General features: G+C 38.0%; 15 protein-coding genes. 8 read left to right on the top strand and 7 right to left on the bottom strand.

Annotated features, from left to right (window positions below; genetic code table 11):
- Nucleotides 1-13 precede the first annotated feature (13 nt).
- The 3 genes from AEA09_RS10055 to AEA09_RS10045 all read left to right on the top strand — a co-directional run bounded on the left by AEA09_RS10055 (nucleotide 14) and on the right by AEA09_RS10045 (nucleotide 2,364).
- Nucleotides 14-955: an ABC transporter permease gene (locus AEA09_RS10055; RefSeq protein ID WP_053583705.1), complete on the top strand. Its 942-nt coding sequence runs from the start codon at nucleotides 14-16 to the stop codon at nucleotides 953-955.
- Between the two features lie 15 nt (nucleotides 956-970).
- On the top strand, nucleotides 971-1,798 hold the full coding sequence (locus AEA09_RS10050; RefSeq protein ID WP_053583704.1) for an ABC transporter permease: 828 nt from the start codon (nucleotides 971-973) through the stop codon (nucleotides 1,796-1,798).
- 185 nt (nucleotides 1,799-1,983) lie between these two features.
- Nucleotides 1,984-2,364, top strand: coding sequence for a hypothetical protein (locus tag AEA09_RS10045; RefSeq protein ID WP_053583703.1), 381 nt, complete (start codon nucleotides 1,984-1,986; stop codon nucleotides 2,362-2,364).
- Nucleotides 2,365-2,449: 85 nt separating this feature from the next.
- Here the strand turns inward: AEA09_RS10045 and AEA09_RS10040 are convergent, their stop codons facing one another.
- The 5 genes from AEA09_RS10040 to AEA09_RS10020 all read right to left on the bottom strand — a co-directional run bounded on the left by AEA09_RS10040 (nucleotide 2,450) and on the right by AEA09_RS10020 (nucleotide 7,523).
- Nucleotides 2,450-3,412, bottom strand: a complete 963-nt coding sequence (locus AEA09_RS10040; protein WP_053583702.1) for a carbohydrate kinase family protein — start codon at nucleotides 3,410-3,412, stop codon at nucleotides 2,450-2,452.
- Nucleotides 3,413-3,416: 4 nt separating this feature from the next.
- Entirely contained in the window at nucleotides 3,417-4,304 is an 888-nt protein-coding gene (locus AEA09_RS10035; protein WP_053583701.1) for a DMT family transporter, read from the bottom strand.
- An 83-nt stretch (nucleotides 4,305-4,387) separates the two neighbouring features.
- Nucleotides 4,388-5,653 carry a glutamate-5-semialdehyde dehydrogenase gene (locus AEA09_RS10030; protein ID WP_053583700.1) on the bottom strand — a complete coding sequence of 422 codons (1,266 nt, stop codon included), beginning with the start codon at nucleotides 5,651-5,653 and terminating at the stop codon, nucleotides 4,388-4,390.
- A 12-nt stretch (nucleotides 5,654-5,665) separates the two neighbouring features.
- Nucleotides 5,666-6,760, bottom strand: coding sequence for a glutamate 5-kinase (proB, locus tag AEA09_RS10025; RefSeq protein WP_053583699.1), 1,095 nt, complete (start codon nucleotides 6,758-6,760; stop codon nucleotides 5,666-5,668).
- Between the two features lie 379 nt (nucleotides 6,761-7,139).
- The gene (locus AEA09_RS10020; RefSeq protein ID WP_053583698.1) at nucleotides 7,140-7,523 is read right to left on the bottom strand and encodes a hypothetical protein; all 384 of its coding nucleotides are present in this window, start codon (nucleotides 7,521-7,523) and stop codon (nucleotides 7,140-7,142) included.
- Nucleotides 7,524-8,030: 507 nt separating this feature from the next.
- Between AEA09_RS10020 and AEA09_RS10015 the strand changes: the two genes are divergently transcribed.
- A complete protein-coding gene (locus AEA09_RS10015; RefSeq protein ID WP_053583697.1) occupies nucleotides 8,031-8,654 on the top strand; it encodes a LysE family translocator in 624 nt (207 codons plus the stop codon).
- Nucleotides 8,655-8,669: 15 nt separating this feature from the next.
- On the top strand, nucleotides 8,670-9,467 hold the full coding sequence (locus AEA09_RS10010; protein WP_053583696.1) for a DUF1835 domain-containing protein: 798 nt from the start codon (nucleotides 8,670-8,672) through the stop codon (nucleotides 9,465-9,467).
- Between the two features lie 55 nt (nucleotides 9,468-9,522).
- Here AEA09_RS10010 and AEA09_RS10005 read toward each other — a convergent pair whose 3' ends face one another.
- Entirely contained in the window at nucleotides 9,523-10,410 is an 888-nt protein-coding gene (locus AEA09_RS10005; protein WP_053583695.1) for a LysR family transcriptional regulator, read from the bottom strand.
- Between the two features lie 296 nt (nucleotides 10,411-10,706).
- Between AEA09_RS10005 and AEA09_RS10000 the strand changes: the two genes are divergently transcribed.
- Nucleotides 10,707-11,459, top strand: coding sequence for an alpha/beta hydrolase (locus AEA09_RS10000; protein ID WP_053583694.1), 753 nt, complete (start codon nucleotides 10,707-10,709; stop codon nucleotides 11,457-11,459).
- A 221-nt stretch (nucleotides 11,460-11,680) separates the two neighbouring features.
- The gene (locus tag AEA09_RS09995; protein WP_053583693.1) at nucleotides 11,681-12,142 is read left to right on the top strand and encodes a LysE family translocator; all 462 of its coding nucleotides are present in this window, start codon (nucleotides 11,681-11,683) and stop codon (nucleotides 12,140-12,142) included.
- 73 nt (nucleotides 12,143-12,215) lie between these two features.
- Here the strand turns inward: AEA09_RS09995 and AEA09_RS09990 are convergent, their stop codons facing one another.
- A complete protein-coding gene (locus AEA09_RS09990) occupies nucleotides 12,216-13,676 on the bottom strand; it encodes an IS1182 family transposase (protein ID WP_053581933.1) in 1,461 nt (486 codons plus the stop codon).
- A 96-nt stretch (nucleotides 13,677-13,772) separates the two neighbouring features.
- Here AEA09_RS09990 and AEA09_RS09985 point away from each other — a divergent pair, with 96 nt between their 5' ends.
- Nucleotides 13,773-14,009, top strand: coding sequence for a hypothetical protein (locus AEA09_RS09985; RefSeq protein WP_053583692.1), 237 nt, complete (start codon nucleotides 13,773-13,775; stop codon nucleotides 14,007-14,009).
- The last annotated feature ends 16 nt before the right edge of the window (nucleotides 14,010-14,025 follow it).

Raw genomic sequence — 14,025 nt, 5'->3', positions numbered from 1 at the left:
AAAGGATGACGCTATGATGTATATAATACGTCGATTCATCCTGTTAATAACAACCATCATTCTTGTGTCGATGATTACATTCGGTGTTTTTCAAATTTTACCTGGTGATCCCATTCGTACAATGTTAGGTACGGAAGCAGATGCCACACAAATTGAAAATTTGCGGTCTGAACTTGGTTTGGACCGCCCCCTTTATGAACAATATTCTGATTGGATGAAGGGATTATTGACAGGAGAATTAGGTAATTCCATTCGCTTTTCAATGCCAGTAAAGGACTTATTATTTGATAGGCTTCCAGTAACAATGTCGCTCGCCGGGCTCACCCTGTGTATCGTATTAATCGTTTCTATACCACTAGGCATGTTCGCTGCGCGTAGACAAAATAAGTTGAGCGATGTGACATTATCAACGGTGACACAAATAGGTATGGCCGTTCCGTCATTTTGGTTAGGGATGATGCTTATTTTATACGTTGGAATGAAGTTTGATTTCTTTAAAATCAGTGGTTACATTCCGTGGACGCAAAGTGTGACAGGCGCACTTAGTACATTAGTGTTACCGGCGCTAACAATCGCGATTCCGCAAATCGCTGTCAATTTCCGTTATGTACGGACTGCCGTTTTAGAGCAAATGCAGCTTGATTATGTACGCACGATTCGCAGTAAGGGTATTTCCGAGCGAAATGTGATGTATAAGCATGTGTTAAAAAACTCGATGATTCCAATTCTAACTGTTTTTGGAATCATCATGGCTGAGGTAGTGGCAGGGACAATTATTGTGGAGCAAGTATTCTCGCTACCAGGTATTGGCCAGTTACTCATTACAGCTATTAGTAACCGTGACTTTCCTTTAGTGCAAGGGATCGTTATGTATATTACCGTTGCAGTAGTCGCTATAAATTTTATCGTGGATATTTTATATTCTGTATTAGATCCGAGAATCCGATTACGATGAAAGAAGGTGGATACGATGAAAAATATACAAAGATATTCTAAAAATATAAACTTAGTCATTGGTCTACTAATCGTCGTCGGATTTTTTATTGTCATGATTATTAGTTTTTTTTACACGCCGTTCGATGTGAATTCTATGAATATTCCTGAAAAACTAAGAGGGCCAAGTAGCACGTATTTTTTTGGGACCGATGAGTTTGGCCGTGATATTTTCAGCCGTATTATGAAAGGTACACAAACAGCCTTTTCGGTAGGTGTATTAACGGTAGTAATAGGGGCCACATTTGGCATTTTAATTGGTGCCATTGCGGGCTATGTTGGTGGCTGGATTGACGAGATTTCCATGCGTCTCATGGATGCACTAATGGCATTTCCAGGCATCATTTTAGCGTTAATGTTAGTCGCTATATTTGGGCCAGGGATTGTCAATACAGCAATAGCGCTAGGCATTATTGCCATACCAGGCATCGCACGAATTGCACGTAGTGGATTTGTTCAGCACCGCGATGCAGAATATGTACTCGCTGCTAAACTAATTGGTGTGAAGCCTTATAAAATAATGTTCCGCCATATTTTACCTAATATCTCATCGCAAATTATTGTAGCAGCTACGGTGACATTTGCGGCGGCAATGTTAGCGGAGGCGGCGCTTAGTTATTTAGGGCTTGGTGTTCAACCGCCAAATCCTAGTTGGGGGCGTATGTTAAAAGATTCACAGGCGTATTTAATGAGTGCACCTTGGTACATATACGCACCGGGGGGAGCTATTACAATACTTGTTCTAGGGCTTTACATGCTCAGTAATGCATTTCGCGATTTTATGGACCCACGTTCGAAATCATAGTAATTTACAGCTGAATCGCCAAAGGGGAGCGGCATAATTGTTAACAAGTTTTTTGATATTGTGAATAGAGACTATAGAAAATCGTTGTCCCCCGTCCGAGTATTTAGAGCTTAGATTCTCAAATACAAAGATTTTTGGTAATATTTGTAGAATAGTATCTATAATAGTGAAAAGGGGCTTGTAAATTGAAAAGGCTAATGGGTGTTTTATTAACTGTGATAGCAATATTGACAGCTTGTAACTCAGAATTAGCGATTACTGAAGTGAAATCCGTACCAAATGATGTACAAAAAGTAATAGATCAGCTTGGGATGGATAGTTATGTACAAAAGATTTATGTTGTTGGTAAAGATATTTCATATATCGTTATCAATACAAAAGGCACAGTTACGGTCAGTGTCGAAAGTAATGATGATAAAGTTTCTGTAAACATTGAAGAAGATGAAGGACAAAATGATGCGATAGAGCAGCATATTTATAAATTAACAACAGATAGAGATTATGAATATTTTCTTTTGCATAAAAACGGCGAGGAAATTCCAATTGATGTAGTTACAGCTATATAAATCAAATTGTTGTTTAAGTACTTTTCTCTTTATGATTAATAAAAAAAGAGTTGACCTATTAAATTAGGTTCAACTCTATTTTTAGTTAGAACGTAAATGGTAGTTCATCCTTTACAAGATAAGAAGCAATCGCCCCATGTTTTTGAGTGGATGCTCCCGCATACTGATTGGCGAAGGAAAGCAGGGATTTTGTCTGGCTTTCGCAAAATTGTTCGAGTGTTTTAGGTATGATGTTGTTCTCTAGTAAAATACTTAAAATCGCACCTATAAAGGCATCTCCAGCGCCTGTTGTATCAATGGCTTGCACAATATCTGCGCTCACTTTCACACATTGTTGCTTTGTATATAGGGTAGCGCCGTCTGCTCCGTGTGTAACGAAAAGTACTTGTACCTTTTCTTGCAATAATGTATGTACTGCTTGTCGTTCATCTTCGATATGTGTTAAGAAAGTAAGCTCTTCATCAGAAAGTTTTACGATGTGTGCTTTCGGTAAAAAGTCTAAAATGGTTTGGCGACATGCCTCTTCATCATGCCATAGTGGAAGGCGTACATTCGGATCAAAGGACACAAGGCACCCCGCATTATGTGCTTGTTCAATAAGGGCCTCATGTGCATGTTTCATCGGACTTTCGACTAAGTTCACTGAACAAAAGTGTAAAATATCGAATGCTGTTAACAAGTCCCTTGGTAGCTGTTCTTTTCGATAAAGTAAATCTGCTGCATGCCGGCGATAAAATAAAAAGTCACGGTTACCATCATCCGTCAAAGAAACAAAGGCAAGGCTCGTTTCACCCTCAGTTGTTTGTGCAATGTGTTTGGTCTCAACACCAGCAACCTTCATCGTTTCGATTAAAAAATCACCAAATGCATCTTGTCCTACTTGAGATAAAAAAGCCGCATTTTGTCCAAGCTTTGCGGCAACGGCTGCGACATTGGCAGGTGCACCTCCAGCATTTTTGGTAAAACTACCTACTTCTGAAATGGGACCTCCTTGTTCGCTAGGCGTAAAGTCGATTAAACATTCACCAATGGTTACAAGCTTATTCATGATATTATTCCTCCGTCAAATGCTGTTTTGTTTTTTGTATCGGTGTATACAGAGTATATGAAATCCCACCAAAAATCAGAAGAATACCAACTGTTTGTAGTAGGGTAGGCATGAAATCAAGTAACACCATATCTAGTAATATGGCGACAACCGGATCAACGAAAACTAATACAGAGACAATAATCGTCGATAGATTACGAATGCTATCAAAAAAAAGATAGTAAACAAAACCAGTATGAATGAAGCCAGTTCCTAAAATATATAACCAGTTTGTCGTTGTTAAACCATTAAATAACGTAAAATCGACAAAAGGGAATAGCATTACAATGCCGACTGTCGTTTGCGTGAAGGTTAATGCATAGGCACTGAAATTTTTGATGGTTTTACTTGTTAACATCGTAAGCGCATAAAAAATAGCAGATAAAAGTGCCCACACAAACCCTGACTGCATGAAATCAGTAAATGACAAAAAATTATTCAAACCAATAATGAAAATACTGCCGATAAAGCATGTGATAGTAACAAGTAATGCTTGTACTGTCATTTTTTCTTTCAAGAAAATGGACCCTAAAATGAGTACGAAAATGGGTGCTAAATTATAGATGGAAATAGCAATCGAAATCGACATTTCTTCAAAAGCTTTAAATAGAAACACCCAGTTTAAGACGATGAATACACCACATATTAGGGTGCGAATAACTTCATGCTTTTCCCACATTTCTGTTTTGTGTCCGCCTGTAGCGAGCCATATTCCGCCTAGGAAGAGTGTTGCACAAATACAGCGCACAAATACAAGTTCAATAGCAGGCACACCTGTATGAATCGTGAAAAAGCCAATGGAACCAAAAATGGCCATGGATACCGATAGTTTAATCATAGCCGTAACGTTCATATTCAACCTTCTTTCATAGAACAGTATAGAAAAAGCCGGCAGAGTACAGGACATCTGCCGGCTTCACATTTAGGTGTGTTATGTTATTTGCGAATTTGACCGTTACCGTAAATATAGTATTTTGTTGATGTAAGAGCAGGTAAGCCCATTGGTCCACGCGCATGCAATTTTTGCGTACTAATGCCAATTTCTGCACCATAGCCGAATTCAAAGCCGTCAGTAAAGCGCGTTGACGCGTTATGGTAAACAGCTGCTGCATCGACATTGTTTAAGAAGCAATCTGCTACAAGTTGATCCTCAGTAATTACTGCTTCTGAATGTTTTGTACCGTATCGATTAATATGCTCGACAGCTTCATAGACATTTTCCACGACTTTCACACTAATTTTTAAGTCCAAAAACTCCGTAGCATAATCTTCATCTGTTGCAAGCTCTGCAAAATGGACTGTTTGGCAAACTGTTGCATCTCCGATCACTGACACACCTGCATTGTGAATAGCATGTAAGAGCTTTTCGCCATGTTCGGTAAACCAATCACGTTGGATAAGCAAGCTTTCCGCAGCATTACATACAGAAGGGCGATGTGTTTTAGCATTGATGACAATCGGTTCCGCTTTAGTATAGTCTGCTGCCGCATCGATATAAATATGACAGTTACCCGCACCAGTTTCAAGAACAGGTACAGAAGCCTCACGCACAACTAAATCAATAAGGGCTTTCCCACCACGTGGAATTAACACATCTAAATACTCATTCAAATGGAATAATTCTTTTGCTGTTTCACGATTTGTATCTTCTATTAATTGTACAGCATCCACAGGTAGGGCTGTTTTTTCGAGAGCACGGTGAATACTTGCAACTAGCGCAATATTCGAGAATTTGGCTGATGAGCTCCCTCGTAAAATTACGGCGTTACCCGTTTTAAGCGATAATGTTGCTGCATCAATTGTTACATTTGGACGTGCTTCGTAAATCATACCGATTACACCAATTGGTACTAATTTCTTTTCAATGATTAGGCCATTTTCTTTTTCAATGCGCTCGATTAATTCACCAACAGGGTCTGTTAATTTGACAAGTAAGTTAATCGCATCAGCCATCGCCTCAATACGCTCTTTATTTAACATGATGCGGTCAAGTGTAGATGCCGGCATGCCTTTTTCTTGTCCATTTGCTAAATCTTTCGCATTTTCTTCGATTATATAGTCTTGGTCAAGCACTAATTGATGTGCAATTTTCGTCAGTGCATCATTTTTTTCAGCAGTTGTTTTAATATTTAATAGATAGCTTGCTGTTTTAGCTAGCCTTCCTTTACGTTGTACTTCGCTTTGTGTTGTTAGTTGAGTCATCTATATTCCCCCTTAATTTGTTTGCATTTTCAGCCATTTATCACGATGAATGACTTCGATTGGGTATTTTGTTAACTCGTCTGTCCGTTTACCCATGGAAGTTTCAAGTTCTTGTGACGAATAAAGCACCTCACCGCGTCCAATTAATCCATTAGTGCCGTATACTTCGACAACATCTCCGTGTTCAAATTCACCTTCGAACTTATAAATACCTGCTGGCAATAAACTTTTTCCATTTAATAAAAGGGCCGTTTCTGCGCCTTTATCTATAAAAATTTTACCAGATACCTCAGTAAGTGCAATCCACTGTTTGTTGTTTGTTAAAAATGCTAATGCATCATGCTCGACGTAAGTACCATCACCACGACCTTCGACAATGTCTACAAGTTTATTGGCACCATTGCCATTACCGATAAATACTTTCACGCCAGCATTTAACGCTGCTCTAGCTGCTAAAAGTTTAGACTCCATGCCACCTGTGCCAACTTTAGAGCCAACCCCATCAGCAAAGCCAAGCATTTCTTCCGTTACTTCTGTTAAACGATCAATGCGTTTTGCCTCTGGGTTTTTACTAGGATTGGCATCATATAAGCCGTTAATATCTGTTAAAATAATCAGCTGATCTGCATGAACTAAGCCACTTACTAAAGCCGACAGCATGTCATTATCGCCAAATGTTAATTCACTGACGGACACTGTATCGTTTTCGTTAATAATTGGTAGCATTGAGCGGTCTAATAGTTCTTCAAATGTTGCATAGGCGTTTTTGTAGCGTTCTTTTTTTGAAAAGTCAGTACGTGTCAGTAAAATTTGTGCCGGAATTATATCGTAAATGCTAAATAGTGCATGGTATGTTTGAATAAGCAAGCTTTGTCCAATTGCTGCGGCTGCCTGTTTGCCCTTAACAGTGATGGGGCGGGAAGGGTAGCCAAGCTGTTTGAAGCCAGCAGCAACTGCACCTGATGATACAAGAAGTACTTCATGTCCGTATTTTTTAAGCTCAGCAATGGCTTGCACATGATCCATTAAACGCACTTTGTCGATTTCACCTTTAGCATTTGTTAAAGAACTACTGCCGATTTTTACGACGATTCTTTTTCTGTCCATAACGTATTTCCTCCAGTTCGCCAATGTCGTGTTATTTTCTACAATAAAAAAACCTTTTCATCCTAATAAATTAGGACGAAAAGGTTTGCTTTCCGTGGTACCACCTAGCTTGAATGTCCGTAAACATTCCACTTTCCTCATAACGCTTGAGACTGCGCCTAGTTTTGCTAGGACGTTTAGCGAAGTAGGTTCGTTAGTCTTCCTTGTACAATGTCTTTCAGCCGGTGAACATTGCTCTCTTTTCAATCAGTGTCTAAGTACTATTCTTCGTTCGCTTTTTTTGTATAGATTGTCTACAGAATGCACCACTTCAGCTTATCTGTCAAGTGAAATTGTGAAGTTAGTAGAAAGTTGTGAATAATTACAACGTACTTTGGGATTATTTAATCCACCAAATGGCAACAAGTAGTGGGAGGATTGCTAAAATCATGACAAAAAAGCTCCATAGAATTTGCTTAGAAGTCGTCATGTTTTTTGGTTTAATGCTGTGAAGCTCAAAAAGTTGATTGAGTGCACGTTGTTCTTTTGTGTAAAGCATTGCTTGGAAGTCATCGTAATCCTGGATATAAGAAGACGGTGGACGTGGACTAAACCGCAGTTTACGAATATCATCGGTAATTTCTTTTTCATTCATCCAATAACTGATAACTGGTGCTAATCCTGATGCATGGCTTGCCTTAACTTCAATATCATGAGTGTGCATCGTGTAATAAACATCGCCTTTTTCGTCGATATGCTCTTTTACAATATCACTAACTGCCATATTTTTTCTCCTCCCTATCAATTATGTCTCAGTATAATTGTTCGTGTCGCTGATGTTTCACTGTTACGCAGGTAAAAATAAATGATCATTATTATGAGTATCTCCAATAGATATCTTCATTACTCATATTATGTAAATATGGATGCATCTACCTCTGCATCTGGTAATTTAACTGCATTTGATGACAAAATGGGTGATTGCCGGACGGAATCTTTGGCAATATCTTGGATAGTGCTAGCAATGGAAGAAAGTCGCTCAACCTCAGGTTAAAATCGCTCAACCTCAGTGAATTTTAAAATTGAATTTACTCTTTATATAAACCCATTATAATGTATTTATAAAGGAAAGTATTGTTAAACAAGTATTTTACTGAGTATATATTTTTTGCATAAAGTTTCGAATAAAGTCACAAAGTTATGACAAAAAGTGGATGGAACGTATAGTATAATTAAAATATAGTCATTGTAAAAATAATAATATCTCATAATATGGAAAGAAGGGACAATGTTGGAGGTTTCAACGTTAATCGCCTTTATAGGGTCAGCCATCGTGATAACATTAATGCCAGGGCCAGATAATTTATTTGTGCTGGCGCAAAGTATTGCACAGGATAAAAGGGCAGGTATTGTAACATCACTGGGCTTATGTACGGGATTACTTGTACACATATCCGCGGCTGTTCTAGGTATTTCAGCAATTATTTATCAATCCACGGTTATTTTTACGCTCGTTAAATTTGCTGGGGCAGCTTATTTGTTGTATTTAGCATGGCAATCGTTCCTGGCAAAGGGAGATCCGTTTACACTCAATAAACAAAATACACAAGCTTATGTTGCTCTTTATAAAAAGGGAATCTTAATGAATGTCTTAAATCCAAAGGTATCATTATTTTTCTTAGCACTATTACCACAGTTTATAAATCCGGTACAGGGACATGTGGCTTTACAAATGTTCATTTTAGGAATTATTTTTTTAGTACAGGCACTTGTTCTATTTTCATTGTTTAGTATATTTGCGGGGAAGGTTCGTAAAGCTATCATTGGCAAACCTGCTATTGCCAAACGTTTAAATATGATTCAAGGCATATTATTCATGATTATAGGGATTCAAATTGCACTTAGCAAACAATAAAAGGGGGAATTTTTCATGGCAATTTTACATATTACCTTTAGCTTATCAACACGAGGCTCACTTAAACAAGCGATTCGACAAAAACAGTTACAACGAGATGAGTCGGTGATTTGTGTTCATGATATTTTCTCGATAGGGCCACTAACAAACCTAGAAGAACGAAAGAAATGGTTGAATTCGTATATTCTAAAAGATGAAGACGAACGTGAACTATATGAGGATATGCAAAACGATTGGAAAAAGAAAATTCAAGGCATTCCTTGTGATGTGGATGTTTGGATTTGGTATGGGCAAAACGCACACGAGGAAATCGGTCTTCGTTTCGTGATGAGTGAGTTTGCGAATAAATGTAGTATGGTTTTTGGTATTGATACAACAGAGGGCTTAAAGCGTACACAGCCCAACATGGAGATTCGTCACACAGGAGAGCTACCGGCAGATTCTTTAATGAAGCTACGTGCTGATGCTAAGCGTTTTTCTGTAGAGGAAGGAAATAAGTTGGCGAAAGAGTGGCATGCGTTACAACAAAATCCGAGCACACTACGTATTTGGCAAAATGGTATAGAGCATGTCGAAGAAAATACATTTGATGAAGTTATTTTAGCTAGAGCCAAACACGTACAGGAATCTGAAGGAAGCGAATGGCTATTACCAATGCGTGTGATTGGTGAAGCGGTTGGCCATTTGTCTGAATATGTGGAGGATGCGTTTATTGAAAAACGTATTTTTGCACTAGCTAAAAAAGGATTTTTTGAAATTGACGGTGATCCAACTGATATTTACACTTATAAACTAAAATATACTGGACAATAATAAAACCGGGCTATCTTCAAAATGGAGATAGCCCGGTTTTTGTAAATGTATCTTTTTAACGCTTTTGTTCTTCGTAAAAATCGAATATGAATTGCTGGAATTGTCGAGCAGAAGGTGGGAGGTATCGGTTTTCAATCCAGGCCATACCGATGATCCGCTCACACACCATATCTTCTACATGAATTTTCACGATTTTTTTTGGATTTAAATCTTCATCGTCTGGGAGGAGGGAAACCCCTAGTCCAGCCCCAACGAAGCCTACTACAGTTGCTACCTCATCACCTTCAAACGTAATTTTAGGCTTAATGCCAGCAGCAGCTAATAATTTGTCAGCTGTTCGACGTAGCGTATACCCCTTTTTCATGAGTACGAAATTTTCATTTTCAAGCTCTTTCATTTTAATGCTTGTGCGATCTGCTAAATGGTGATCAATCGGAACCATAATGTAAAGTTCGTCACGCCAAAGCTCTTTCCAGCAAACAGGCGGCTCCGTATTAATAGCAGATAGTAAGCATAAATCCAGCTCTCCAGCTAATAATTGCTTAAGCTGAGAGTGGGAGTAGTTTTGCGTAAAGTGAAAGCGAATCTGAGGGTGATGCTGACGAAATGCACGGATTAAATCGGGCACTATACTTGTGCCAAGGGTATGTAAAAAACCGAGTGACACGTCACCTAGCTCAGGGTTATTTAATTCTTGCAATTCTACTACTGCTTTTTCATATTCCTTACGCATACGTTGGACGCGATGCAAAAATAGCTCACCATAACGATTTAACATAATCGAACGTCCCTGGCGATCAAATAGTGGTACACCTAATTCATCTTCTAATTTTGAAATAGAACGGCTGAGTGCGGGTTGTGAAATTGCTAATACTTCCGCGGCGCGTGTCATATGTTCTAGTTTTGCCACTGCCACAAAATATTCTAATTGTTGCCATTCCATTTTTGGTCACCTCCGGAAGTTTTGTTAGTTAACTGCATTATAACGTTAAAAACTAATGAAGTATAGGTAACAAAAGAGGCAGTTCTAAAAGCCGAAAGAATCGAGAAAACACTTAGCTTTTCGCAACTTTTGTGATTAAAAAAATGATTCTTTTTTTGTCTAAACAACCTTACATCATTCATGCATGTAGTGCATCATAATGATGAAAACTATGAATTATACATTATGAATAAATGATGTTAAGATAGACACATAAAATACACAAATGAAAATTTCCGTGAAGGGGATACTATAAAATGAAGTTATTAAAGCCGCAACCTCTAACAATTGAGGGAGGCAAAAAAGCCGTACTATTATTGCATGGATTCACTGGTAGCACAAAAGATGTGAAAAAGCTAGGAGAATTTTTATCCAAACGAGGATATACTGTTCATGCACCAATTTATAGTGGGCACGGTGTGGAACCGGAAGCATTACTTGAAACAAGACCAGAAGACTGGTGGAATGATGTTGTGGAAGGCTATTATTTCTTAAAAAATAAGGGCCATGAAGAAATTGCGGTAGTGGGTATTTCACTCGGTGGCGTTTTCTCATTAAAAGTAGCAGAGCAATTCCCTGTGAAGGCAGTTGTTTCAATGTGTGCACCGATTTCACGTGATAACTCAAAAGGTTTATTTACTCGACTTTATAATTACGCGCGTCTTTACAAGCATTTTGAAAATAAATCAAAAGATCAAATCATTTCTGAATTACATGAATTACGCATTTCGCCAAAGGATTCGCTTGATGGAGTAACACGTTTAACAACTGAAACACGTGAAGAATTACAATCGATTAAAGCACCAACACTGATTATGCAAGGTTTACTTGATGATGAACTATACCAAAAAAGTGCGCCGTTCATTTTAGACACAGTGGATGCGGATGATAAAGAACTTATTTGGTATGAAAACTCTGGACATATCATTACATTAGACAAAGAACGTGACAAAGTTTACCAAGATGTTTACAACTTCTTAGATCATGTGGAATGGTCAGTAGCTAATTAAGTGCCTTACGCGTGAATAATTCTGAAAATTGAATACAAATTGAACGAGGCTCTTCATGAAAGGATTTTCATGTGGGGCCTTTTAATTTGGGTCATTTTAATTGTTTTTACTTGTTACCTACAGTGTACGGGAACACTAAGAACTAATATTGGTGATTTTTGAAGAAAATTCAATCATTCTAGATTATAATAATAAATATTGTTTTTGTAAGGAGTGGGGAAATGCAGGAGATTTGGATGTTTACAGCGGTGGCATTAATGATTGTGATGGTGCCAGGGGTAGATTCACTTCTTGTCTTAAAAAATACAATGGTCCATGGGAAAAAAGCCGGGTTCTTTACAATGTTGGGCATTGTTGTCGCGTTGTTTGTTTGGACAACCCTTGCTGTACTTGGACTCGCTACCATTATTGCAAAATCAATGGTGGTCTTCTTGGCTATTAAATATGCTGGTGCAGCATATTTAGTGTACTTAGGGGTTCAATCTTGGCGAGCAAAAGCGCAAAATATGATGTTACATGAAGAGGCAGCATCAAAGGGGAACAATATAAAAAATGTTTCACTAAGCTGTATGACGCAGGGAATTACAACGGACTTATTAAATCCTAAAACTCTTTTATTGTATGTGACACTCATGCCGCAATTTATCGAGGGCACTGAAAAACTTACGTTTTTAAATTTGTAGGTTCATTTAAGATAAAAATAGGCGACTTCTTGTTCATCTTGGAACAGGAAGTCGCCTATTTCTTTCGGTTATTTTACTCTTTTTCTTTCAATAACGTGAGTATCCGTTTCAAATTGACGGCGAATATAGTTGTGGCTCCTTGCATTTCCATCCCAAATAGACCCGCAGATGATGCTACATCATACCCGTGTCCGTTCTTTAACTCACTGTTTTTGGCTTCAATTTTATAACGTGAACGCGCCAGTTCTTTAAAATCATCTGTGTTCTGAAAGACTTCCTGTTCTGCGTGTTCCATCGATTTTATGGTCACCGAATAGGTCTTATTTTTAGCACCTTCTTTATAACAACCTTCGCGCAAAGGACATACTTTACATTTTTCTATGTCAAAATAATAGGTTTGACGTTGGTTCTTTCCGACGTTCTTTTTATTCGTACGTGCTGTGCGAATTGCCATATGTCCTGCTTTACACACATACATACCAGCATCTTTATTAAACTCAAATTCTTCTTCTTTCGTACGTCCACCTTGTGTAATCTGCGGATTTAGTTTTGATACAAGTTGAAATTCCTCTGTTTTAGCTAATTGGAGATTGTCTTTCTCTGAATAAGCTGCATCACCGATCACTGTGTCAATTTCTATGCCTGTTGTTTTACTTTTTTCTATTAATTCTTTTAAGTATTTCCCATCACTTTTCTCACCCGTTGTCACGACAGCGGCAGTAATGATGCGTTCATCGCTCATAGCAATATGCGTTTTAAATCCAAAGAAAGAAGAGTCCATTGATTTATGACCAATACGTGCGTCTGGGTCTGCGGAATAGCTAAGTTGTACTTCAAAATCTTCGACCACTTCTTTTAAAACATTTAATTTTTCTTTGACAGCAGGGACACACGCTATTTTTGGTTGTGCTTCCACGATTTCTACGACTTGACGGCAATAATCGAGTTCATCATTTACTTCGTTAGAAGTGGTTTTGGGCGGGAATTTTTCTTTCATTGTTTCATCAAATTGATAGACAGCTTTACGGACGTTTTTTGATTTCTCCTGTAAAAATTCCTTTGGTGATTTTTGATTGTAACGTGCTTTTGTATGTGTGGCATCAACAATAATCGTTTTACTCGAAATGATGTTTTTCTCTAACGCAATCTCAACCGTTTTTCCAATCAACAAATCTAATAAACCCACATCTTGAAGACGGAGTCGGCGAAATTTCGTTAATGAACTTGAATGAATGACATCTTCTTCAGGCGCCATATCTAAAAAGTATTTGAAGGACATATCGTATTTCGAGCGTTCAACCAGATCTTCATCGGATACATCATAAATCGCTTTTAATAATAAATATTTGAACATACGAATAGGAGGCACAGCATTACGACCATTATCGAGACAATATTTAGTTTTCAACTCATCTAAAATAAATGAGAAATCGACAAGTTCATTGATTTGGCGAAGCATATTATTTTTGGGTACGACGATATCATAGATCGCCATAAAAGGGCTAAGTTTCAGCGTTTCTTGGTTTGAAATCATTTTAAATACCACCTACATACATTGATAACCTTAGTATAAAACAAAAAGCAGTGGAAAGTTCGATGCAAACGAGCTTTCCACTGCTTAAATTAAATTTTGGACTTTTTCAGTGCCCTCCAATTTATCCAGGCGGATTTTAATGTCAATTCACAATTAGTTTTACTAGCGGGTATTTTAATTTTATTATCGATTGCATGGCTCGGTATTGTCATTTTGATTATTAACGGGATTCGTCAGTGGTTTATGAAGCCGACAGTACAGGGCGTGTTTAATAAAATGACTAGTATTCTATTAGTCGGCATCGGTGTACGAATTGCTACGGAGAAAATGTAGTGCTAGGAACGCACAC

Origin of the sequence: Lysinibacillus contaminans (genome assembly GCF_001278945.1) — a bacterium.
GTDB lineage: Bacteria > Bacillota > Bacilli > Bacillales_A > Planococcaceae > Lysinibacillus > Lysinibacillus contaminans.
The sequence above is the reverse complement of the archived record's forward strand: the minus strand, read 5'-3'. Positions and strand labels throughout refer to the sequence as shown.